The organism is Psychroflexus aestuariivivens (assembly GCF_004010055.1).
Taxonomy (GTDB): Bacteria; Bacteroidota; Bacteroidia; order Flavobacteriales; family Flavobacteriaceae; genus Psychroflexus; species Psychroflexus aestuariivivens.
The window spans coordinates 59223-84321 of the sequence record NZ_RQVT01000050.1; the positions used below are offsets into that span (position 1 = coordinate 59223).

21 protein-coding genes and 1 pseudogene are annotated in these 25099 nt (G+C 34.2%); 7 read left to right on the plus strand and 15 right to left on the minus strand.

The window, feature by feature from the left end:
* Positions 1-2: 2 nt before the first annotated feature.
* The 3 genes from EIG86_RS08940 to EIG86_RS08950 all read right to left on the minus strand — a co-directional run bounded on the left by EIG86_RS08940 (position 3) and on the right by EIG86_RS08950 (position 5544).
* The gene (locus EIG86_RS08940; RefSeq protein ID WP_127845832.1) at positions 3-1448 is read right to left on the minus strand and encodes a SusD/RagB family nutrient-binding outer membrane lipoprotein; all 1446 of its coding nucleotides are present in this window, start codon (positions 1446-1448) and stop codon (positions 3-5) included.
* Between the two features lie 10 nt (positions 1449-1458).
* Complete coding sequence (locus EIG86_RS08945) at positions 1459-4710, minus strand: SusC/RagA family TonB-linked outer membrane protein (RefSeq protein WP_127845833.1); 3252 nt, start codon at positions 4708-4710, stop codon at positions 1459-1461.
* An 84-nt stretch (positions 4711-4794) separates the two neighbouring features.
* Positions 4795-5544: a TIGR04282 family arsenosugar biosynthesis glycosyltransferase gene (locus EIG86_RS08950; RefSeq protein WP_127845834.1), complete on the minus strand. Its 750-nt coding sequence runs from the start codon at positions 5542-5544 to the stop codon at positions 4795-4797.
* Between the two features lie 575 nt (positions 5545-6119).
* On the opposite strand from EIG86_RS08950, the gene EIG86_RS08955 reads away from it, so the two are divergent.
* From EIG86_RS08955 to EIG86_RS14360, 6 genes are all read left to right on the plus strand, one after another.
* Positions 6120-6623, plus strand: coding sequence for an RNA polymerase sigma factor (locus EIG86_RS08955; protein WP_127845835.1), 504 nt, complete (start codon positions 6120-6122; stop codon positions 6621-6623).
* Position 6624: 1 nt separating this feature from the next.
* Entirely contained in the window at positions 6625-7269 is a 645-nt protein-coding gene (locus EIG86_RS08960; RefSeq protein WP_127845836.1) for a hypothetical protein, read from the plus strand.
* A gap of 246 nt (positions 7270-7515) precedes the next feature.
* A complete protein-coding gene (locus EIG86_RS08965; RefSeq protein ID WP_127845837.1) occupies positions 7516-8811 on the plus strand; it encodes an alpha/beta hydrolase in 1296 nt (431 codons plus the stop codon).
* Positions 8812-9196: 385 nt separating this feature from the next.
* Entirely contained in the window at positions 9197-10276 is a 1080-nt protein-coding gene (locus EIG86_RS08970; protein ID WP_157983126.1) for a serine hydrolase domain-containing protein, read from the plus strand.
* Between the two features lie 214 nt (positions 10277-10490).
* The gene (locus tag EIG86_RS08975) at positions 10491-11207 is read left to right on the plus strand and encodes an SDR family NAD(P)-dependent oxidoreductase (protein WP_127845839.1); all 717 of its coding nucleotides are present in this window, start codon (positions 10491-10493) and stop codon (positions 11205-11207) included.
* A 525-nt stretch (positions 11208-11732) separates the two neighbouring features.
* Positions 11733-12038 carry a recombinase family protein gene (locus EIG86_RS14360; protein WP_127846099.1) on the plus strand — a complete coding sequence of 102 codons (306 nt, stop codon included), beginning with the start codon at positions 11733-11735 and terminating at the stop codon, positions 12036-12038.
* Positions 12039-12327: 289 nt separating this feature from the next.
* Here EIG86_RS14360 and EIG86_RS08985 read toward each other — a convergent pair whose 3' ends face one another.
* Positions 12328-12681, minus strand: a complete 354-nt coding sequence (locus tag EIG86_RS08985; protein WP_127845840.1) for a hypothetical protein — start codon at positions 12679-12681, stop codon at positions 12328-12330.
* A 48-nt stretch (positions 12682-12729) separates the two neighbouring features.
* On the opposite strand from EIG86_RS08985, the gene EIG86_RS08990 reads away from it, so the two are divergent.
* On the plus strand, positions 12730-13260 hold the full coding sequence (locus EIG86_RS08990) for a CvpA family protein (RefSeq protein ID WP_127845841.1): 531 nt from the start codon (positions 12730-12732) through the stop codon (positions 13258-13260).
* 52 nt (positions 13261-13312) lie between these two features.
* Here EIG86_RS08990 and EIG86_RS08995 read toward each other — a convergent pair whose 3' ends face one another.
* From EIG86_RS08995 to EIG86_RS09045, 11 genes and pseudogenes are all read right to left on the minus strand, one after another.
* Positions 13313-13939, minus strand: coding sequence for a carbonic anhydrase family protein (locus tag EIG86_RS08995; RefSeq protein WP_127846100.1), 627 nt, complete (start codon positions 13937-13939; stop codon positions 13313-13315).
* Between the two features lies 1 nt (position 13940).
* Positions 13941-15515, minus strand: a complete 1575-nt coding sequence (locus EIG86_RS09000) for a SulP family inorganic anion transporter (RefSeq protein ID WP_127845842.1) — start codon at positions 15513-15515, stop codon at positions 13941-13943.
* A gap of 68 nt (positions 15516-15583) precedes the next feature.
* Positions 15584-15883 (minus strand): hypothetical protein, encoded by a 300-nt coding sequence (locus tag EIG86_RS09005; RefSeq protein WP_127845843.1) that lies wholly within the window; start codon positions 15881-15883, stop codon positions 15584-15586.
* Positions 15884-15936: 53 nt separating this feature from the next.
* On the minus strand, positions 15937-16686 hold the full coding sequence (locus EIG86_RS09010; protein ID WP_127845844.1) for a tetratricopeptide repeat protein: 750 nt from the start codon (positions 16684-16686) through the stop codon (positions 15937-15939).
* A 2-nt stretch (positions 16687-16688) separates the two neighbouring features.
* Positions 16689-18446, minus strand: a complete 1758-nt coding sequence (locus EIG86_RS09015; RefSeq protein WP_127845845.1) for a BatD family protein — start codon at positions 18444-18446, stop codon at positions 16689-16691.
* A gap of 3 nt (positions 18447-18449) precedes the next feature.
* A complete protein-coding gene (locus tag EIG86_RS09020) occupies positions 18450-19340 on the minus strand; it encodes a tetratricopeptide repeat protein (RefSeq protein ID WP_240032197.1) in 891 nt (296 codons plus the stop codon).
* Entirely contained in the window at positions 19312-20364 is a 1053-nt protein-coding gene (locus EIG86_RS09025) for a vWA domain-containing protein (RefSeq protein ID WP_127845846.1), read from the minus strand. The genes EIG86_RS09020 and EIG86_RS09025 overlap by 29 nt, the downstream gene beginning before the upstream one ends.
* A pseudogene (locus EIG86_RS09030) lies at positions 20364-21362 on the minus strand (vWA domain-containing protein). The gene EIG86_RS09025 and the pseudogene EIG86_RS09030 overlap by 1 nt, the downstream one beginning before the upstream one ends.
* Positions 21362-23002 carry a BatD family protein gene (locus EIG86_RS09035; RefSeq protein ID WP_127845847.1) on the minus strand — a complete coding sequence of 547 codons (1641 nt, stop codon included), beginning with the start codon at positions 23000-23002 and terminating at the stop codon, positions 21362-21364. The pseudogene EIG86_RS09030 and the gene EIG86_RS09035 overlap by 1 nt, the downstream one beginning before the upstream one ends.
* A gap of 15 nt (positions 23003-23017) precedes the next feature.
* Positions 23018-23881: a DUF58 domain-containing protein gene (locus tag EIG86_RS09040; RefSeq protein ID WP_127845848.1), complete on the minus strand. Its 864-nt coding sequence runs from the start codon at positions 23879-23881 to the stop codon at positions 23018-23020.
* Between the two features lie 92 nt (positions 23882-23973).
* Positions 23974-24978: an AAA family ATPase gene (locus tag EIG86_RS09045; protein WP_127845849.1), complete on the minus strand. Its 1005-nt coding sequence runs from the start codon at positions 24976-24978 to the stop codon at positions 23974-23976.
* Between the last annotated feature and the right edge of the window lie 121 nt (positions 24979-25099).

A 25099-nucleotide genomic window follows, 5' to 3' on the forward strand; every position in this document is an offset into this window, starting at 1 on the left:
AATTAATTTTCCCACCAATTTTTTGCATTGATGTTATCTCCAACGATTCTTTCTACGGCAGCATCATAATTCTCTTTATTCACTGCTTGCTCAGACTCGGGATACAAATAGCGAACAGGGTATCTATCTTCATTAAAGTTATCTGGCCCTGGCTCAAGATCAGGAATACCTGTCCTTCTAATATTAAACCAGGCTTCGTGGCCTATCATAAAGAGGCTCAGCCACTTTTGCGTAAGTATCTTTTCCAGATTTTCCTGAGTAGAACCATTCAAAGCAATAGCTTCTCTTGCAAAATAGTCGCCCGGCAACGAAGCTCCGTAATATTCAAAATGAGCTGCGATGCCGTTTTGATAATATTCATTTGCATCTCCAGAAATAAAGCCCCTTTCTACTGCTTCAGCCAAAGCAAATTGAACTTCAGAATACAACATTATTTGAGCATCTACTCCGTCTGGCACGGCTCTAAATCTGTCTGATAACAATGAAAGATCATTCAGATCAATACCTCTTTCACTTATAGTTTGGCTGCTTAATCCATTTTGCAAACCTCTAAATTCCGGATTTCCCTCAAGTACGCTTTTGGGAGTAGGTTTAAAAAAAACGTCAAGTCTGGGGTCATTCCATTGTTTTAATTGATTTTCAAAAGTTTCACTCATTTTTAAACCCTGATAGATTCCTGTTGCTGCATTGAACAATGGAAACTGATTAGGGGCAGCACTCAAATAAGGTAGGACAGCATTATCGGCATTGGATTGTAAAAGCTGACCTCCGTCTGCAAGTTGTTGTAATTTGCTAAAGTCGGTAAATTTACCGCTAATTCGTATCCTAAATCTCACTTGCAGAGAGTTGGCAAAACGTGCCCATTTAGTAAGATCATTATTAAACATAATGTCGCCACGAATACTTTCGTTTGTATTTTCAAGCTGAATAACAGCAGCTTCCAATCTGGCTAGCAGACCATTCTCAGGGTTGGTGTATATCTCTTCTTGTCTATCATAAACTGGTGTGAAATTGAGCTCATTGAATTGAATAGCTTCGCTATAAGGCACATCTCCCCATAAATCGGTAAGTTGAGAATAGAGGTAAACTTTGTAAATCTCTGCTACTGCATCATAGGCATCGTTGTACCCTGGCAGTTCTTTCATAGATTCTAAATCTGCCAAAAGGCCAAATATCATGTTCCAATAGCCACTATTACTACCTAATTCATAGCGATCAATTCTCTCAAATTCTACATCGGCATTAAATTGCGCCAGGTAGTTATTGAATCTTAAGCCTTGAATGAAAGTGTGTTCATCGATTTGTTCCAAAATTACATTAGTTAATAAAAATTCCGGACTTACCTCTTGAGGAGCGTTTGGATTATCGTTGATGTCTTCAAAATTTTCTGTACAACTTAGTGTAAATAATAAAATTACTGAAAGCAAAAAAGCTTGTATATGTTTCATGATAAGTATATTAAAAATCTGTTTTTAAACTAACTCCAAAACTTCTTGTAGAAGGATATGAGAAATCCTCGACACCTTGTACGATGTTGCGGTCTTGAAAAGCGTTGAGTTCTGGGTCAAAATGTGGATTTTCTGTGAATAACAACAAATTACTCCCTACAAGGCCAATCTTTAAATTTTCGGTACCCAAAGAGCTGGCTATTTTTTCAGAAAATGTATAGTAAATGCTGAGTTGTCTTAGCTTAAGGTAGGAAGCATCATAAAGTGCACTGGCTTCATTACCTCTATCAAAAAAAGCATTATTGAATGTGCTTGCTGCAACAGCAGTGGTGTTGGGGACATAATTAGGATTTTCGGGTGTTCCTATATTGGTCACTCCATCTCCAACAATACCATTTCCATCAACAAAACGTGTATTGGGTCCACCGCCTTCTCTGCCACGTAAAGTTTCTTCTAAAACACCAGAGGTGCTTCCAAGGGCTTTAATCCTGGAGACAATAGTTCCTCCATGGCGCCAGTCAAAGAGTATGTTCATATCCCAGTTTTTATAAGAAAAGCTGTTGCTGAAACCTAACGAGAAGTCAGGGTTATAATTTCCTAATTTTCTAAGGTTAGGATCCTGAACAGGTAAGCCATTAGAGTCAAATAGAGTTTGACCATCTATTTCAACAAAACCAGTTCCGTACATGTCACCTACTTGCCCATCTTCTTTGGCAATGAAAAAAACCGTATTAGAACCGCCGCTACCACTAAAAACACTTGCTGTTGCAGTGACAAATTGATCTACGCCCTGAGGGAGTTCTGTAACTATACTTCTGAATGTGCTAAAATTGAAAGCTGTATTCCATTGAAAATCGTTCGATTTAATTGGTGATGCCGAAAGTCTAATTTCAAGACCTCTGGTTCTTATTTCACCTCCATTTTCATTAAAACTTAAAAAACCACTTGCACTTGATATGGGTCTTGAGATAATTTGATCTTTACTTACATTTTGATATACAGAAGCATCTAGCTGAATTCTACCTTTTAGGAACCAGGCTTCAACTCCAGCTTCGTAAGCATCTAGTCGCTCTGGTTTCAGGTTGGTATTTTGTAAAACCGTGGCATTGGTGACTCTAAAGTTAGAACCATAATTTCCATTCAGCTGAAAAGTTTGCGTATTTTGAAAAGGGTCTGTATCATTTCCTACAGATGCTGCACTTAATCTAAATTTTAGGAATGAAACGGACTCAGGAAGCTTCAGGCGTTCTGAAGCAATATAACTTAGTCCTGCAGAATAATAACTAAATGAGTTATTCTCTGAAGGTAAAGTACTGCTCCAGTCGTTTCTAAATGTGAAATCAGCGTAGAGCTCGTCTTTATATGAGAAATTGGCTGTGCTATACACGCTGTTGATACGTTTCTCAAAACGTTCGCTGTTCCCAAGCAAGGGGGAACGAGAGTTGGCCAATGTGTAGATTTCCGGCACTGCCAGCTGTGAGGCTTCAGAAAATGAATAATGAATTTCCTGGTTAAATCGGTTGGCACCTGCGGTAAGTGTGTAGTCCCAATTTTCATCAATCTTATTTTGGTAAGAAAGTAAAAAGTCGGTATTCATTTCAGTAAAGCGTACTTTATCTTCTCTGAAGGAGCCAAAGGGATTCGCGTTGGTACTTACTGCTCTTCTGAAATTTCTTTGATCGTCATAAGTATCTATTCCAGTTCTCACTTTAAGCGATAAATGCTCAGAAAACTCGTAAATAGCAGATACATTTCCCAAAATTCTGTTTTTATCAAAACTGTTGGTATTTTCAAATACAGTGAGGTAAGGATTAGTCAGCCATAGATAATTGATGTCAAAATGTTGACGCCCGGTTTGCCCAGCCTGCCAATAATCTCTCATGGATTCTATATTAGTTTGCCTTCCCGTCCAGTTGAATCCATAAAGTACGTTTTCATAACCATAACCTAGATTTGGACGGTTGCCACTTCGAGTGTTTATGAAATTTAGAAACGTGTTGACTTTTAGATTTTCGCTAAGTTCCTGATCGAGACTTATAGAAATTCCATCACGCTTTAGGTCTGTATTAGGAACAATACCTTCATTGCGTAAGTTGCTGTAAGAAAGCCTCATACCGCCAATATCTCCTCTTTTACTTATGGCAATATTATTTTGGTAAGTGATGCCAGTATCAAAAAAATTGCGAACATTATCGGGTCTGGATACCCATGGCGTTGCTGTAATTGGCGTAAAAGAACCATCGGGTAAAGTACGTGAAATGACATCTCCACCCCTTACAGGATTACCATTGATGTCCACAGATGGACTGTCGAACTGCGGGATTAATAGGCCAGCATCCAATCGCGGTCCATAACTGCTTATACCACCATCATTAATACCAGCTCCAACACCATTCTGAAATGCATACTGGCCATTAGAGCCTAAGCCATAAACATTTTGATAATCTGGAAGCGTTAGCAAAGTTTCAATGGTGAAATTACTATTGATGCTTACTCCTAATCCTTCAGATTTTTTTCCTCGCTTAGTCGTAATGAGGACAACTCCATTGGCAGCACGGGAACCATATAAGGCAGCTGAGCCAGCACCTTTCAATACTGAAATAGATTCTATATCATCAGGACTAAACTCTGAAGCGCCATTTCCATAATCTACTTCTTGTAAAGCACCGTCATTAACTAGATCGCTTGTGATTTGTTCGTTGCTTATAGGAACCCCGTCTACAACAAATAAGGGTTGATTACTTCCACTTAGTGAATTTTCACCACGTATGATAATTCTCGATGAAGATCCAACACCACTCGATCCGTTTGTTATTTGCACTCCAGCTACCTGTCCGGCCATACCATTAACCATATTGGTTTGTGGTACGTCAACCATTTTTTCAGAATCTATTGTAGAAACAGATGAAGACAAAGAACGTTTTTCCTTTTTGATACCCAGAGCCGTTACAACTACTTCATTGAGTTGCTCTTCTGAAACCTTCAAAATAATTACATCCTGAAGTTGACTGTTTTTCACTTCTATAAGAGCAGTTTCAAACCCTATGGAAGAAATTTCTAAAATGAAATTTCTGGAGTTGGTTTCCAAGCTAAAAAAACCATTAGCATCTGTAGTGGTATAATTCTGAGTCCCTTTTTCAGATACAGCTGCGTAGGGTATAGGATTTTGATTGCTATCTACAACTCTAGCTTCATAAACATTGTTTTGTGAAAACGTTGTTATCACAAATAATTGCCAGAAGGCAATGAGAAATAATTTCATTCTAGTGATTGTTTAGTCTATGACTTCAAGGCTAATTCTACGATTCTTTGGTTTGAAATTTTAGACTTATAAAACCTGGAGGGTTTACAAGAAAAATAATAGAATTTGATGTTCATAGATGTATATTACATAATTTGTTAAAGGTTCTTTTCTCTGGTTTAAGCAGCCAAAAGGAGAACCTTTATTATAATATACACTGGAAGAAAATGTTATGAATTCAGTGGAAGAATGAGTGAAATTATTCTGATTCTGATTTAAAATTTGAAATAAAATCACCTTAATTTGGAAAGTGAGTCTAGATTTTTGAAGTAAGCTTATAGCATCTTCACGATAATCTAAATCCATTAAAGTAGAAATACAATCAACAGTAAAGGATTGCTGCTCTAGATAGAGTAAAATTTCTGAAAGTAAATCTTTTGTTTTCCATGAGAAATGAAGATATTTTTCTTTATTGAAAAAACTCTTTTTTACTCCCCAAAGATAAAATCCACCATCTCGAGATGGCCCAAAACACATGTCTTTGCAATCTAAAGATTTAACAGCACATTGGAGATGATTAAGGTTAAGCTCAGGAGTGTCATTCCCAATAGAAATAACTTGCTCAAAACCTTTATCAAAAACCCCTTGAATAGCATTTAGATATCGATGAGCAAAATTTTCACCTCTTTGTTTATGTTCATCTATCCAGAAATAGTCTAGTCCAGATGTTTTTGCAAGTTTTAAAACTTGCTTGTTTTGATAATCAAATAAAGCTTCAGAAGCCTTAAATGTCTTGTGTTTGCTTTCTTCGGAAGCAGTTCTCGCAAAAATTAAAAGTGCAGTTTTAGTCCTCATCTATTGACTTTAGTCTTACTTACGAAGAAATACTTACGCCAGTTGACGGATTTTTTTGAAAATTTCAAACCTGAAAAATGTTTTAATATTACATAGAAGTGATTAAAAAAATAAATCCTAATGCAAGTTGCTTTTTGTAGCAATACATTTTAAACATCTATAAAATAAGTTACTTAAATGAATGCCTTAATCTAAAATTCAATCTATAATAATACAAAATAATGATCCAATAAATATGTTAGGAATTTTCGGCGTTACATGTATTGACTCTTTATTTTTTGGATGGACTTATGCTAAATGGAAGTTTAATATTTGGATTCCTGTTTTTTTTTACACTTGTTAATGAACCTTTATTTTGAACTGTTTTCCGCTGGAGAAAATGCGCTAGGCGATATCTATATGAATATTTTTAGGATTATAACTGGCAATATTGGTTATTGGATTAACTATATATTATAAGTGTAAGAAAGGTCTCAGTTTCGAGATAACTAAGAAAAGTTGGTGGATGAAAAAGTAATTAATAAAAAACTGTAATTCTTGTTCATTAAAATTAACTTACTGTAATAAAAAAACTAGTGTCAAAACTTGAAAATAAAGAAAGTGAGTTCATCAAACTTGTAAGTGAGTCTCAGGGCATCATTCACAAAGTTTGCAGATTATACTGTGATGATCACACACACAGAGAAGATTTATTTCAGGAAATTATACTTCAACTCTGGAAATCATACCCCTCTTTTAAGGGAAATTCGAAATTTTCTTCCTGGATGTATAGAGTCGGATTAAATGTAGCAATACAGGATTTTAGAAAAGAAAAGAAACGAAAATACTTATTTCTAGAAAGTCTTGAAGTTAAAGAACCTTCTATATCTCCAAAAAACAATGACAAGGACGAAAGAATAAATGCTTTGTATAAGGCAATCTCGAAACTGGATAAAATTGAAAAAGCAATAATGATGCTTTATTTAGACGAAGTGCCTAATGAGGATATCGCTGAAATTATTGGTATTTCTCAAAACTATGTGCGAGTAAAAATGACGAGGATTAGAACAAAGTTAGCTAATGACATTAAGATAAATTAATATGGACATAATAGAATTAAAATCAGCCTGGAACCTGCTTCAACAAGACATTAATAAAGATAAAGTTGAAGAAAATGAAATCATGACCTCCCTTTATGGTAAATCAAAGTCAGAGATTTCAAAAATTAAAAGCAACCTGCATTTTAAATTTGTTATGGCTTCAGTCTCCATTATTGTAGCGATTTCTCTTGCAATTGCAACAAATCTAAAACCAGCCATAAATCCTTTGGATTTTGTTTTTACAACTTTAGAATCTACTATATTTTTCATCATTATGGCGCTTACTATTGCGCTCGTATTATTCTTTAATTACAAGGCTTATATCCACATACAATACATTCAGCATTCAAATCTAAATCTGAAAGATAACCTTAAGAATTTTATTAAAGCAATGAAAAAAGCCATCCGGTTCAATATGTATTCAGATGCTTTAATCACACCCATAATATTTGAATGGCTGTATTATGCTTATGCTTTTAAGAACGACTCGTTAGGTTTTGATTTAAAAACTGCTTTACTTTTTATCTTACCGATTACAATCGGCGTGATGTCCTATTTAGTTCAGCGATTCATACAAAATTTAAAATTTGGTAACTATTTAAAGAGATTAGATGATTATTTAAAGTCACTTCAAAATAATTCATAAAAACTGTAATTCTTTAGCTTGAAAAGTAACTTACTGTGTATAAATATATAATGAAATGAAAAAAACACATTTTCTCAAATTGGTTACTGCTTTAGGGATAGTTATAATGTTAATCTCATTCGTGGTTATTCCAGATGAATACCCCTGGTATTATGAACTCTTGTTTTTTAATCTTGGCCTCTGGCCTTGGCTAATGGCAAAAAAAGAATTAAAAAAAATAAAATCATACTAAAATTAAATCAAAAGATGAAAAAGACAAAGACTAAAAATAAATTTCAAATTATAGGAGCGGTATTGATTTTGACAGGGGCGTTAAGCATTTTTCCAGAAAATGATACTTGGCTTCATACGACTTTACAAATCACATTTGTTATAGGTTGTATTATTTTTTTACTAGACGGCCGCTATTCAAAAAAGCTGAATAAGTTAACTACAGCACTTGTTGTGTTAATGTCAATGTCATTTCCAGTGAACTTAGCAGCACAAGATTACAGTCAGCAAGTCAACGCCTTCAAAAAAAGCTTTGATCAAAAAGACATGACAATCATTCAGCCCTTTTTAAGTGATTCATTAAATTTTTCTTCTTTACCAGCTCAGAACACTTTGCCGGTATTGAAAAATATCCTTACAAATCTGCCTAAGCTGAATAGCTTGGAGATTTTGAGTGCAGAAAAAGGAAAAGCTATTGTAAAGTATGACTTTGAACAGTTAGGAGTAAGTGAATCTGAAATTTTATTTAACTCTGATCATAAAATAGTAAAAGTTGGATTTATTGAAACCTTAATTCAACAGCAATTAGAACAGCAACGTAAAATGCAATCCAGTGTACAGGAACCAAAGCCCGATAAAATAGCTTTTGACTATTCCAAAACTTCAGTTGAATTTCCATCAAAAGATGGATTGATAATTTCAGCTGATTTGTATGAAACTGATCCGGACAAACCAATTATTTTACTATGCCATCAGGCAGGTTATAATAAATACGAATATGCCGACATAGCGCCACGATTAAACGAGATGGTCTATAATACGCTGGCAATCGATCAGCGTTCGGGCGGCACATTTGCAAACAAATCCAACGAAACCCACAATAGAGCTATAGAGGGTGGTATTAAAAATATTGATTTTACAGATGCCATACAGGATATTGAATCTTCTATTGACTTTCTGACAAAAAAATACAAACAGAAAGTTATCCTATGGGGAAGTTCATACTCATCAAGTTTGGTTTTACATATAGCAGAAAAAAACAAAAATGTGAAAGCTGTAATTTCATTCAGTCCCGGAGATTATTTTGGAGATGAAATGACTTCTCTGGCAGTTGTTTTACCAAAAGTTAACACGCCATTTTTGGTAACATCTTCAAAAACAGAAGCAAAGGAATTAAAAAACGTATTACAAGATGTAAGGCAAAATGATTTGCAGCGACAATTCATTCCACAATCCACTGGTTTTCATGGTTCAAGAGCAGTATGGATTGACCAGGAGGGCGCCGAAGAATATTGGGCTACGATTTCATCTTTTTTAACTAAAGTGGAGTAGAATAGAATAAAGTGAATTCTTCATTTTCTTTGATAAATTATCTGGCTGAATGTTTCTACAATAGAAAGATTTTAGCTTTTTTCAAGTGACAATTTTAAACATGAAATCTTATAATAGTTGATTTTTTTTGGGTAGACACCTATTTATGTTTAAAGATAATCTGGAAATAACACCAATGTCTTCAATAATTAATGAATAAGCCTAATCCGAAATGAAAAAATTAAAATATACAGGAGTATTTATTCTGATACTGGCTCTATTCTATTTTGGATATGATCTATTCAGTTGGGATGAAATTCCGAATAATAGAAAATTTGAAAAAACAATAGGAATATCTGACTCAGGTTTTAGTGAACAAATAAGATTAAGTTCAAAAAAATTGGAAGTGCTTTTAGATAGTTTGAATGTTCCGTCAGTTTCCATTGCTATTGGAGTTGATAATAAAATCGTATGGTCTGAAGCTATCGGCTATGCAGACCTAGATAAAAAAATTAACGCTACACCAAAAACAACCTATCGAATTGGCAGCACATCTAAAGCTGTAACAAGTGTCGCCATAATGAAATTAGTTCAACAAAATAAATTGAATTTAGATGAATCAGTTTCGAACCTATTGCCTGATTATCCGGTCAAAAAATGGAAATTCACAACAAGGCAATTACTATCACACACGGCGGGATTTCCTGATTATGAAGACTTAAGTATTAGTGGTGGATTTTACACCCTTCTAAATTTTAAACAATTTCATACGGTAGAAGAAGGTCTTGTAGTATTTAAAGATGTCCCGCTTTTATTTAAGCCAGGAGATCGATTCAGATATAACTCCTTTGATGTAGTTTTAGCCAGCAGGGTTATTGAAAAAATCAGCAACCAGGATTTTTTGGGTTATTTGGAAAATAATTTGTTCCAAACCTTAAAAATGAAACACACCTATGGCGATCATTTTGTTAAAGAACCTGAATATGAAGCAGAGTTTTATCAGACGTCATCAGGGAATAAATATCGGAGGTGGCATACTTTTGGCGTCTTACATCCAGATCAAAACCTAAGCTATAAATGGGCTGGCGGAGGTTTGCTTTCAACACCAGGTGATTTGGTTAAAATGGGCAATGCCCTTCTTAATGATACCACCTTCGTTAACACTAGAGTTAGAAATGCATTTTTTGAACCACAACGCTTATCCAATGGAGAAATCAATGAGCAAAAATATGCTCTGGGATGGCGCTCTTACTACGATTATGCTTCCCAACATTTATTAGGTGAGGAAACACCTGTTTGGATGGTTCATCACGGTGGTGTAAGTAAAGGAAGTATGAATCTACTATGCCTGTTTCCAAATGAAGGGGTTGTAATTGATGTTGCTATTAATGGAAGACAAAAAGAATTTGATTTCAGCCCTTTTTGGTATCAGGTAATGGACTTGGTTCAACCTTTTTTAGTCAAAGAATATAAAGCTGTACAATAAATAAAAAAAATCTTCTACTTGGCTAGTGTGATGATTAAGTTCTCTGAAAATAAAATGTATGTATAGCATCTTATATTCCATAAAGCCTAAGCAGAAAAAAAATAAATCAAATCCTTCACTATAAACTATTTGTGTAATTTTTGATTAAACAGAGCAATTCAAAGGAAAAATACTTAAGTAAGAAAAGACTAATAGAAAACAAAAATTTAAATAAATGAAAAAGGCAATAATAGTTGGCGCAACTTCTGGAATAGGAAAAGGACTTGCTTTAAAATTGGCTAACAACGATTATGACGTGGGAATTACAGGAAGACGAACTGAACTTCTCAGGGAGTTGAAATCTCAAAAACCAAATTCTTTTCACACAAAAACCTTTGACATTACAGACTCTAATTCAATCGTTGAAAATTTGGAAGCCTTGACTGAAGAACTTGGTGGTCTTGACTTAATAATTATTAGTTCAGGAACTGGCGATTTAAACGAGAAACTCGATTTTGAAATTGAAAAACAAACAATTGAAACGAATGTAACTGGATTTACTTGCATTGCGAATTGGGCTTTTAATTATTTTGAGAAACAAGAATCAGGTCATATAGTAGCGATAAGTTCAGTTGGTGGTCTAAGGGGAAGTAAAATTGCTCCAGCTTACAATGCAACAAAAGCATTTCAAATTAATTATTTGGAAGGCTTGAGACAAAAAGCAACTAAATTGAAAACTAAAATATTCATTTCAGACATAAGACCAGGATTTGTGGATACTGCAATGGCTAAGGGAGAAGGACAGTTTTGGGTTTCAACCGTTGATAAAGCATCCCATCAAATAGTTGAAGCAATAAAGAAGAAAAAGAAAATCACTTATGTGACGAAACGTTGGAAGCTTATTGGAGTAATTTTAAAAAGAATACCAAGACAGATGTATGATAGAATGTAGCCTGAAAGCTAAATAACGAACCACTATGAATAAGCCTACTGAAGTTTAAAAAAATCATTCAAGCCCTTTTCAAGGCTTTTATCTTTTTCAATGACTTGGATTTACTTAATTCAGAGGGCTCTAATTAAAGCTGATGGGTATTGAATAGCTTTTAGCTTTAATCGGTTTGAGATTATAAAATGAGCTTATTCTCTAAATATTTATAGATAAAGCCTACATTTATCAATATATAACGAGTTTTAAAACATTTTAATGAAAATCAGAAGTATAACATTTGCTTCAATAAATATGCTATGATAAAAACAGTAACACTAGATTTATCCAATTTCACCTTCATTGCATAAACTAAATTAAATGCATTCCAATTTCATAAATTGAATTAAATATTCCCAAAACCCTGTATCACTATAGGTTTTAACTTAAAATAATACATATTTTTATAGCTAAATCAATATTAATCTCGTATTTTCATTTCAATTTGAAACAAATACCTAAAACGATACACATGAAAGCTATTTATGTAGGATTTCAACGAGCAATCAAAAGACCGAACGTCAACTCACCAAGAGGAATAATTTTGACCATGTTTATGTTGATGTCATCAGCGGTTCTGTTCCATTTGCTGAAAGACCAGAGGCTCAAAAGTTTTTAGATAGTAAGGCTATAAAGCATATAACTATTAATGAAATCACAAGATCAGGTCGTAACTTATCTGATATTATAAATACATTACAACATTTTACAGCTAGAAAAATAAATATTCATATTGAAAACTTAGGCTTGGACAACAAAAAAAATTTCAACTTACTATCTTTTCAAGAAATAAACTAGATTTCTATAAAAAGATGAATTCATAATAGATTGGCGAGTCGCTGATTAGTTGCTGCAAATTACCGTATTTGTTTTAAAATTAAATTACGGTTCGACCGTAAGATTATTACGGTTTTCCCGTAAAATCATTTCATTTATATTGCTAATTGCTTCGCTAAAGCCTATAAATGTGTTTTTATTATTTAGAACAATTCTAATACGCTTGAGATGAAAGGAAATTTCACTAACGTCAAAAAAGTATTTTAAACACTAAATAAATATTTGTTATGAAGTAATTTCAGTCAAACTTTTACTCTATATATTCTCGCTCTAGGAAATATTGAACAATAGCTTCTTTCATCAAGACAGACTGTTCACCAGGCCGAAGTGCAGGAAGTTTGGAGATATTTTCGTAATGTGGCCAGCCATCTTCGTCAACAAAATCGAATTCATAAAAACCATAGGGTTCTAATAATCTGCAAATAGCTATATGCATCAAATTGACCTTATCGTCCTTTTTGAATTTTTTTTGTGGTTGTCCCAATTCCTGAACACCAACCAAATAAATAATGGCATCTAAATCCATTAATTCGCCGTCTGCAAATTGATTAGACAACTTAGTTTGTAAGTCTTCCCAACGTGATTTTAATACTTCGTCTCTCATAGTTTTGCAAAGTTAATTTCTTTAGCCGATTTTAGTATATTTGGCGTCATGAATGTAATAGATATTGTCCTTGGTATTTTTCTTATCATCGGTTTGGTTAGAGGCTTTCAAAGAGGTTTCATCATTGAGTTAACTAGCATTATCGCTTTATTCGCTGGTATTTTTGGTGCATTAAATTATGCTTACTTCGCAGAATCTTATTTTGAAAAATGGTTTGACTGGAATGAGAATACAATTGAAATTGCTGGGTTTTTAGCGACTTTTGTCATTATCTTAATCGGAGTGTCCATCATTGGAAAAATATTGACAAAGATAATTAATACCATTGCTCTAGGAACTATCAATAGAATTTTGGGTGGCATTTTTGGAGTCTTAAAAACTGGATTAATCATCATTGTATTATTGATGATTTTTAGTTTCTTCAATGGAAATAATCGTTTTATAGATAATCAAAAAATTGAATCGTCTTTGATTTGTAGTACGATGGCCGAGATTACGCCTTTAATTTTACCATCTCTGGAGACATTTATTGAAAATAATCTAGAAGATGATAACATTTTAAATTCTGATACAGAATAAAAAAACCTGACAAATTTGCCAGGTTTTCAATGTATTGATAAAAAGATGTTTTCTATAACATGTTGACTTCTCCAGTTTTCAGAGAATACACGCCACCAACGATTTTGATATCACCGTTGATCTCCAAATCTTTTAGAATTGGACTTTTTTCTCGAACTCTATCCATGGTGAGTTTCACGTTTTTTTCAACAACAGCTTTTACAAAATCTTTGTTCGAAGAATTTCTTTCACCTGAGATTTCAACTGCATCTACTGCTGGTTTGATGTTACTCAACATAGATGTAATATTACCAAGTTCTACATTATCACAAGCCGCACTAACAGCGCCACAACTTTCGTGACCGAGTACAAATACCAACTTGCTCCCAGCAACTTTACAAGCATATTCCATACTACCTAAAATATCAGTATTTTCAAAGTTTCCTGCGACTCGTGCCACGAAAATATCACCGATGGTTTGATCAAAAACTGTTTCAACAGGAACTCGACTATCTACACAAGACAAAACAACCGCTTTTGGATTTTGACCTCCAGTTGCGCTTTCCACTAAAGATTTATGGTCTTTATCATTGATTTTCTCTTCAACAAATCTTTCGTTTCCAGAAATTAAATCTTTTAAAACTTCATCTGGGGATAAATTTTGCTGCTCTTTTTTACTTATTATTTTTTCGATTTTCATATTATATTTCATTAATTAATTTATTGTCAACAGTAAAGAATTCTTTGTAACTCTCAGGATTCTTTACGGTACCTATTCTAGATACAATTTTGATATCAATATTTCTATTTTTAGCTTTTATAGCGTATTCATCTAATATCTCTAAAATATCGTAATCCAAATGTTTAGTTTGTCTAACATCTAGTTCAATAAAAGAATTTTCAGGAATTTCATTCAATTCTTTTATAATCGCACCTTTATTAAAAAACGTGACTTCTTCAGCTAAAGTCATTTTAATGTGTTTACCATCACCTGCAGAATCTTCGACGTGAAGAAAATGAGAGTTTTTGTAACTATTGATTAAAACTACAGTAATTCCAACTGCTAATCCAAGACCTATTCCTATTAACAGATCGCCAACTACAATCCCAATAATAGTGATAACAAATGGTAAAAATTGTGATTTTCCAAGCTTAAACATAGATTTAAAAAGGCTAGGTTTAGCAAGTTTGTAACCTACAATAAGAAGTACAGCGGCTAAAACACCGAGTGGAATTTTATTCAATAATACTGGAATAAAAATCACCGCTAACAACAACCAAATGGCATGAATTATAGCTGAAGCTTTAGTTCTACCACCAGACTGGATGTTCGCAGAACTTCGAACAATAACTTGGGTTATTGGTAAACCACCGATTAAACCAGAAACAATATTTCCGCTTCCTTGCGCAAAAAGTTCTCTATTTGTTGGTGTCACTCTCTTACGCGGGTCTAGCTTGTCTGTAGCTTCGACACTCAGTAAAGTTTCTAAACTTGCTACGACAGCTATTGTAATTCCTGCAACCCAAACTTCTGAATTGCCGATGACTGAAAAGTCAGGAAATGTAAGCTGACTAATTAAGTCCGAAGCATTCTGTGGAACAGGAACTTTAACCAAATTAGAATCAAGAATAGCTAGACCTGAACCTTCTGGTACAAATACAAAGTAAAGTACACCAAAAACCACTGCCACTAAAGGTCCAGGAACTATGTTGAAAAACTTGTGTTTATCTTTTAATATATTAGACCAAACCAATAAAATTGCTAAACTGACTAAAGTTACAACGATTGATCCAATAGACATTTCTGTAAAAGCAGAAAATAAATTATCCCAAGTTTCAGAAATGCTGCCTCCTATAATTTTATAAGTATCTGGTAGACCTAAGGCTACGGTAAATTGCTTTAAAAATATAATAATTCCAATTCCGGCAAGCATACCTTTAATTACAGAGGACGGAAAATAATATCCAATAATTCCAGCTTTCATCAAGCCTAATAATATTTGAATTACACCGCCAATAATTACGGCAACCAGAAAAGCTTCAAAACCCAATGAGGCTATAGCACTTAAAACAATAACAGCTAATCCCGCTGCTGGTCCGCTTACACCAAGCGAAGACCCACTAATGGAACCAACTACAATTCCGCCAACAATACCAGCAATTAATCCTGAAAAAAGTGGCGCTCCACTCGCAAGAGCGATTCCTAAACATAAAGGTAAGGCTACAAAAAAGACGACTATACTAGCCGGTAAGTCTTTATTAAGATGTTTAAACATAAAAAAAATATGAATAGATACATTTTATAAAATGCACCTAAATTGTTAGACAATAAATAAGTAAATAATTACGCAAAATTTATTGGTCTAACATCCGGAGGCGGAGAAACGATTTTTTGGTGAACAGTTTTAAAAGTTAAAAAATAAGGTAATTTAATTTCCTCGTAAGCCTCTAAAGCTCTAAAAACCAAAGACAAATCCTTATCTAAAATATATTCTGAAGTTGTAGAAGATTTTTCAGAATTTTCCTCTTCATTGATACTGAAAACAAAACTGATGTCCGCATCTTGATTGACCAACATTACCGCCGTTGGCGTGATAATAAGATTGGCAAAAACAAGCAGTACAACTAGAAGTTTGGTCTTCAATTTTAGAAAATTTTATGCAAAAATAAATAATATTATTGAAGAATTAGCCTATTTCACAACTTCTTAATAGTATTACTTTTAAGCCAACCTTTTGTTCCATCGGCTAAAATAACTTGTTGAAAGTCTCTAAAATTCGATCCCAATTCTACTTTGGTGCCTTTGTTTAGCTCAAAATCAACTTCACTTTTGGGATTTGGTTCGGCACGAACCTCAACTTGATTTTCAAAAACAATAGCAAAATTTTCATCTTGTGTTTCTGAAAGTTGAAAATTAGCAAAACTAAAACTAGCTATTGCAAGTATGAAACTCAGCAAGCTTATTCCAAAAAAAGTACGCTTAGACTTAGATGAAATAGATTTGAAATATAAAACCAAAAATAAACCAAATATTAATGAAAATGCTATACTAATCCAAGCCCAAGACTGTAAGCTAAACCAACCTGTGACAGATTGAAAAAACTTATCGATTTTGGAAGTCGGAACTTCTTCTATTTTATCTATTGTTTGGGTTTTGGCAATGTTCAAATTTTCAATTACATCGGAGTCGCCAGGATTGATTTGCAAAGCTTTTTCATAATGATAAATTGCATTGGCCAAATCTTGTTTTTTAAAATAGGCATTACCTAGATTGTAATACAATTCTGATGAGACTAAGCCTTCTTCCAAAATACCCTGATAAGCGTTGATGGCTTTTTCATAATTCTCATCTGCATAGGCTTCGTTTGCAAGTTCGAATGCATTTTGACCTTGGGCAAAACTGCCGAGATTCATCAATAGAAAAAATATGTAGAAAAACTGTTTCATCGTTATAATTCTTTATCTATTTCTGAAATTACCTGGGCTGCGTTGTCATAGTCAGACTTCATATCTTCTCTTGCCGATGGCGTATATCTTGCCATTTCACAATCCTCAAGAATCCTTAAAAACTTTGTAGTAGCGTCCAAACTAACAGATTTGTTTTTCAGAAGTTCTTTGATTTTGTCTTTGCTCATTTCTGCTGTTTGAATTTTCAGCTTGGCTTTCAAAAAATTATGTAAAGCACGTTCCAAAGCTTCATAAAAGGAAGTGTTTTCGCCGATATTCTTTTTAGCTTCGGTCAAATATTTTTTTGCCAATTTGTTGGCTCTTTTCTGTTTCAACAAAGTTTCATCTGTTTCTCTGCTTTGAAATTGTTTCAAAATTAACATCACTGGAATAACTAAAAGTGAAATTAGAAATAACACCCAATACCAGGTAGATTTGAAAAACTGACTATCCTCAATAGGTTTCAAATTGGAATTTAGTTTGATATAATTGAAATTATTTCTTGACGTTATTTTATTCTGAACAACCTGACTTTCATCACTTTCTGAAGTTGAAGTTTCTTTTGGCGGCACTGGTCCAGAATTTACTTTAATATTTATTGGTGAGGATGTGGCCTTTTCGTAAGATTTTGTTCGTGGATTGAAATAGCTGAAGGTGATTGGCTTTATGACAAAATCTCCTTTGTATTCAGGAACTATTGTGTAATTCTCAGTTACGCTTCCACGCATACCACGTATAGTTGTGTTAATATTTTCTTGCCGTTCTGGATCATAAACCTCGAATGATGAAGGTGTTTGAATTTTAGGCAGTTGAAATAGTTTCAGGTTTCCTGTTCCAGAAACTTTGGTTTTGAGTTCAAAAGATTCTCTGGCATCCAATTCACTCTTATTGGCATTTACCGAAAAATTGAATTCGCCAACTGCGCCCGTAAAATCTGCTGGTTTACCTTCCTCTGGCAAAGGCTGAACATTGATGATTTTGGTATTGGCAGAAAAATCTTTTTCAACCACATCGTAGTGTCGTCTGCCGAAAAAATCACGTCGATTTGTAGGAACTTCAACAGAAACTGATAGTGAAAGTGGTTCTATCTTCAGCTCGCCTGTTTTTTGTGGATAAAGCACTGTTTTTCGTAATTCAACATATTGATAAGGTTCGCCTCCAAACTCGCCTTTTTTTACTTCCAAACGGTCAATGTCGATGTTTTGACTCCAAAAGTTTTCAAATTTTGGATCATCTTTAGGTCTCCAGTTTCTCACATTTGTAGTTTGGCTAACATAAAGTTTGTACACCACATAAATACCTTCATTAAGGTATGGTTTAGATTTACTGACTTCGGCAATTAGATGAATGCCATCTGCTGCGGCTGCTCCAGCATCATTTTCATTTGGTTTATCAACAGCAGCTGTAACCTCGATTTCAACTGGTGAGGTTTTATAAACATTACCATCAAAAGTAATTTCTGCTTGACCTATGGTAAGTTTTCCTCTTTTTTCAGGTTTTAAAGAATAAGTATAACTTTTTTCGAATGAACTTTTTCCATTCCTGTAGGCTTGGTTAATAGACTGCATCGGTCCGCCTACAATTTGGAATCCACTGAAATTTGGCGGTCGAAAATTATCGCCATTTTCATTGACCTTGAATTGTACTTTGACCACTTCATTAATGCCGATTTTCTCCCGACTAACTTCAGTCGTAAAGCTAACTTGAGCAAAACTTGCCGAGCTAAAAAGTATAAATAAAAGTAAACATTTATATTTCATCGCTTACCAGTCTTTTTCAGTTTTAGATTTTTGTCCTTTAGCTTTCTGAGCATTGATTTTCTCCTGAACATCTTTTTCTTGATTTTCTATGGCTTCTAACAAACGCTGAACTTGCTGAGGAGAAATTTGTCCTTGTTTTTGTTGTGGCTGAGAAGGTTGCTCTTTATCTTCATCGCCTTCGCCTTTATTCTGTTGACTTTCTTTTTCTTCTTGATCTTTTTCACCATCATCACTCTGCTCATCTTGTTTTTTCTCGTCCTGATCACCGTCTTGATCTTGCTGATCTTTATTGTCTTTATTTTGATCTTTCTTCTCCTCGTCCTCGCCTTCTTGATCTTTACTATCTTGATCTTTCTCGTCTTTCTCTTTTTCGCTTTTATCTTGATTTTCGTCTTTATTCTCGTCGCCCTCTTCATTTTGATCATTTTTTTGATCTTCTAAAAGCGACTTGGCATAAGCCAAATTGTAACGGGTTTCCTCGTCCGTAGGATTGTTTCTTAATGCACTTTTGTATGCCTCAACTGCTTTATCATACTGTTTTTCCTCCATAAAAGTATTTCCTAAATTATGGTAACTTTTATGTTTCAAATCTTTATCTTCTGAAGACTCTATTGCATCTACCAAGCGCTGTCTAGCAGTTTCAACTTTATCATTTTCCATATAAAGTTTTGCAAAATTATAATCAATTTCTGCATCATTTTCAGATTTGGCTTGCGCCTTTCTATAAAGAGCTTCAGCTTCTGAAAAATCGTCAGAATTGGCTTGAGCTTCTGCCAACAAGCGTCGCACTTCTTTAGATTCTTCTGAAGAAGATTGAGCGCTAAGGCTAAGAGTAGCCAAAGCAAAACCTAGAAAAAATATAGCTTTATCTCTCATCTTCGTTCTTTCTTTCATTGAATAAATTTAGGCGTTGTACCCAAGCTGTTTTACGTTCTAAAAACATAATATCTAGTAATACCAAAAATATACCAAAGCCTAATAACCACTGAAATTTACTTTCAAAATCTGCATATTGCTTAGCTTCAAATTCTGTTTTTTCAATTTTTTGTAAGGCTTCGGTGAATTTTTCAACTGCAGTTGAAGTGCTGCTACCATCTATATATTGTCCGTTGCCAATTTCAGCAATTCTGGTTAAAGTTTGTGTGTCTTTTCTTGTAATTACAGTTTCACCTTGATTGTTTTTTAAATAAGATTGAATAATCCCATTTCGTTTAATAGGAATTGGCCCGCCTTTTTCTGTTCCGACACCAATTGTAAATATCTTGATGCCTTCTTCATTAGCAATTTCTGCAATATCTGTGGCATTCTCATCATGGTCTTCACCTTCAGATAAAATCACTAAAACTTTATTGGTTTGGTCATCATCATTATAGTAAGACCGCGACATATCTATAGCTTGAGAAATTGCAGTTCCTTGAGATGAAACCATTTCGGTGTTCATGCTTTGCAAAAATGTTTTGGTACTGGCGTAATCTGTGGTAATTGGAACTTGTGGAAATGCACTGCCCGCATAACCAATCAAACCAATGCGGTCTGCCGCTAAATTGTCTATAATTTCTGTAATAATTCGCTTGGACTTTTCTAACCTGTTGGGTGCTATATCTTCTGCTAACATACTTTTGGAGACATCCAAAGCAAAGACGATATCCACACCTTCTCGCTTTATTGTTTCTAACTTGTTACCGATTTTGGGGTTAACAAGTGCCAAAACAAAACACGCCAAGGCTAATAATAAAACGATAAATTTCAAATTTGTCTTAAATGCTGAGCGCTTTGGTGCTAGTAGATTGAACAAGTCACGATCGGCAAATTTTTTTTGAGTTTTACGCTTCCAAAATATGTAAAATAAGAAAATAACGACCAATACTGGAATAACCGCTAAAAACCAAAGATAGTATTTTTCTTCAAATATTATCATTACACAAAACTTCTAAATAAGGTGAATTTCAATAGTAATTCTAACAATAAAATAGCGCCGGCAATTATCAAAAATAACCTGTATTTTTCATCGTAATTATAAAATTTGAACTCTTCGATTTCTGTTTTCTCCAAGCTGTCTATTTCTTCATAAATAGATTTGAATTTTTCATTATCAGTAGCCCTAAAGTATTTCCCTTTAGTTTTTTCAGCTATGCTTTTAAGCAATTCTTCATCTATTTTCACATCAACACTTCTGAATTCAAACTGACCATTTGGCAGAAGAGCGACTGGAGAAAGTGCTTTCCCATTACTTCCCACACCAATTGTATAAGTTTTGATATCGTATTCTGTTGCCAATTGTGTGGCTGTGGTTGGATCTATAAATCCTGCGTTATTTTCTCCGTCTGACAATAATATAATTACTTTGCTTTTGGCTTTACTGTCTTTCAACTTGTTTACTGCTGTTGCTAAACCCATGCCAATAGCTGTTCCACCTTGTATGGTTTGCGATTATTGCAAATCGTTTATTGATTTTAAAATAATTGTTTTATCGCTTGTTAAAGGCGTTTTTGTATAACTTTCTCCAGAATACACGACTAGACCTATGCGGTCATTTGGTCGACCTTTTATAAAGTTAGTTGCAACTTCTTTCAAGGCTTCCAAACGATTTGGTTTCAGGTCTCGTGCCAACATACTGGCAGAAACATCTACTGCCAGAACAATATCAATTCCTTCTGTTTTTTTGACTTTTGTTGTTACATCGACTGTCCTTGGTCTTGCCATTGCAATGATTAAAAACACCAAAGCCAACATTCGAAATATAAAAAGCAAGGGTCTTAGTTTAGCTAATGTGCTTTTTTCAAAACCCTGAACTGAAGAAATTTTTAAGGTCGCATTTTGACGATTTTTATTGACAAAATACCATAAAATCACCAATGGAATGGATAACAAGAGCCAAAACCAAGCTGGGTTTTCAAACGTGAAGTTTTCCAACATCATCTTTTAGATTTTTTGAATTCAACAGCATCAAGAATACGTTGTGCAATTTTATTGGCATATTCATCATCAGATTTGTGAATTATAGTAATCTGTTGATAACCGCCTTCACTGAAATTTAATATTTGATATTCTTTCTTGATATCTTCTTTGGTGATTGGATTTTCAATAGCGAAGCTTCCAAAAACTTTGACGCCATCTACACCGTTGATGGTTTTAAAATCTTCTGTTTTAGAAATAATATTGTAAGCGCCTTTACTTTCCAGATTTTTATAAACCCCTTCAACAGCAAGATCTAAATCTATTTCTCGATTTTGTTTGAATTGAATTTGACTAAAAATAATATACAAGTCTTGATACAAAGAGCCATCTACAAATGTTTCTATTGAGGCAATTTCTTGACTCGAGTCGGCATTGTTATTCAGCTCTGTTCTCACCAAAACATCGGGTGTGGTTATCTGAACTGGCGGTGCTCCATATGCGCTAGTAATCCATTCGCCCTCCAACATTTCTTTGGTGGGGTTGCCAAAAATTTTGTCTTGAACATAGTCGAAACCTTTGGTTGCAACAAGTGAAGTTGCAGCGGCAATAAGCAAAACTAAAACTGAAATACTTGCAATAATCCATTTTTGCTTTTTACGTTTTTGTGCTAATTCTTCCTGAAAAGCCTTGTCTTTTTTACGCTCTTCTTGAGTTTGTTCTGGAATGGAACTTTGTACTTGCCTAATGAAACGTTCTACATTTTTCCTATCATTTTTCAATGTAATAACATCTGGTTGTATGTTAGCAAATTTCGCCAAATCTGCTCGCTGAAGTATCGCTTCATATTCAGTTATAACTTTGTCTTTCAGGTGTAGTTTTCTCTTAGATTTTTTCAACTTCAAGGCATCAATAAGTTCTTTGGTGGTAAATTCCAAAGCTCTAACTTCAATTTTTTCTTCAAGATAACGTCTAGAAATATTTGTCAATTCAGAGATGTAGTATTTTAATTCTCTGGTTTCCAAAGCTTCACTCTTATCAAGTTCTAGCAGAGATATTTTTGCTTGTTCAAAAGGTGGAATACGTCGTTTGGCTTCGTCCTTTTTCTTTTTCAATTTGAAAAATAATACAAACAAACCTGCCAAAATCAGAATAATTAAAAGTGCCCACCAAACCATTGACGGAATGTGAAAGGGTTTTTCGAATGGAATAGCAGGTTTTGCAGGATACATTTTTTGCTTGGTCGTGTCTACCACAACATCATTGACTTGAATCTTTAGACTATCAGTATAAAAAGCTTTGTCATTGATTTTCACCATTTGTGGCGGAATAGTGTAACGCCCAGAATCAAATTGCGTGAGTTTATAAATTTTTGACAATTTATAAAATTCTGCTTCCAGATTGGTTGTGTCTATTTTCAAAACTTCCACCATTTCCAAAGGCACAAATGTTTGATCTTTTGGAAATGTGACCACATCACCGGTGCTGACTTTTGAAACTTCAATCTTATAATCTATTTGTTCACCAATTTTGATGCTATCACGACTACTTTCAAAAGTAACTTCTTGAGCAAAAGCTTGAAAATTGAAGACACACAAAACCACCAAACAAAATACTGTTTTGCTGTAATTTAAAGTTTTATGCCTTAAAAATGTACTCATGCTTTTCATATTCAATTATCTGGATTTGAAATATCCAAGTAGTTTGATTACATAATTTTCATCTACGCGTGAGCTTAAATATCCTGAACCGCTCAATTTAAATGCGCGTTCAAAATAGCTGACTCGATCGTGATAATAATTTTTATATTTCTTTCTAGTTGAAGCACTTCCAGTATTTACCCATAAAGCTTCACCCGTTTCAGCATCTTGCATTTGAACCATGCCGAGATTTGGCATTTCTGTTTCCTTTTCATCATAAATTCTGATGCCAGTCACGTCGTGTTTATTACCCAAGATTTTTAAAGTGTGTTCATATTCATCCGTAAGAAAGTCTGACATTACAAAAACAATAGCTTTCTTCTTCATCATATCTATCAAAAACTTAAAAGCTTTGCTCAAGTTGGTTGTTTTGTTTTCTGGTTTGAATTCTATCAATTCACGGATAATCCTCAACACATGCGTGCGTCCTTTTTTCGGTGGAATGTAAAGTTCAATTTGATCTGAAAATAACATCAAACCTATTTTATCATTATTTTGAGTTGCAGAGAACGCCAAAGTTGCTGCAATTTCTGTGATAATATTTTTTTTGAAAGTAGAACTTGTTCCAAAAGCGGTTGATTCTGAAATATCGACCAAAAGCATCATGGTCAATTCTCGTTCTTCTTCAAAAACTTTCACAAATGGTTCGTTGTATCTAGCGGTAACATTCCAATCTATAGAACGGACATCGTCGCCAAATTGGTATTGCCGAACTTCACTAAAAGTCATACCACGACCCTTGAAGGTAGAATGATATTCGCCACCAAAAACGTGGTCGCTCAGTCTACGGGTCTTGATTTCTATTTTTCTGACTTTTTTTAGAAGCGCTTTCGTATCCATATTACTTCTCCGAATATTTTCAGTAAAATCAATTTTAAAATTTTCCTGGGGTAATTATTTTCGATTTATAGGGTTAACTAAAATAAATCGGTTTAAGGAACTTCAACTTCGTTAATGATTTTGCTAATAAGATCTTCAGATTTAATGTTTTCGGCTTCAGCTTCGTAAGTGATTCCTACTCTGTGTCTCAAAACATCAAAAACCACAGCGCGTACATCTTCTGGAATTACATAACCACGACGTTTGATAAATGCGTAACATTTGGCGGCAATTGCTAAATTGATACTACCACGAGGAGACGCACCAAAACTGATGAGTGGCTTGATTTCTTTCAACTTGTATTTTTCAGGATAACGCGTTGCAAAAATGATATCTAAAATGTATTTTTCAATTTTTTCGTCCATATAAACTTCACGAACAGACTTTTGAGCACGCAAAATTTGTTCGGTTGTAATGACTGGATTCACTTTTCCAAAACTGTTATTTAGATTAGCACGCATTACTAATTGTTCGTCTTCAATTTTAGGATAATCTATAACTGTTTTTAACATAAAACGGTCAACTTGTGCTTCTGGCAGCGGGTAAGTTCCTTCTTGTTCTACTGGGTTTTGAGTCGCCATCACCAAAAATGGTTTGTCCAAAATGAAAGTTTCGTCACCAATCGTGACTTGTTTCTCTTGCATAGCTTCCAGCAACGCAGATTGAACTTTAGCCGGCGCACGGTTGATTTCATCCGTTAATACAAAATTGGCGAAAATCGGGCCTTTTTTGATACTGAAATCATTCTCTTTCATGTTGTAAATCATGGTACCAATAACATCGGCCGGCAACAAATCTGGCGTAAATTGAATTCTACTAAAACTGCCTTGAACAGCTTTTGCAAGCGTGTTAATAGCCAATGTTTTAGCCAATCCTGGCACACCTTCCAAAAGAATGTGACCTTGTCCTAAAAGTCCAATCAACAAACGTTCTACCATGTGTTTTTGCCCTACAATTACCTTGTTCATCTCGTTGGTAAGAATATCTACAAAGGCGCTTTCCTGCTCAATTTTTGCATTTATAGACGCAATGTCTACATTTGATTGTTGTTGTTCCATAATGAATTTCTTATAGCTATATAACGGTAACTTATAATTGGTTGCAAATTGAAAATTTAATCGATTATCTGTTGTTAATGCTTGGTTAAAAATCATTTATTAACGCAAAGCTTATGAATTT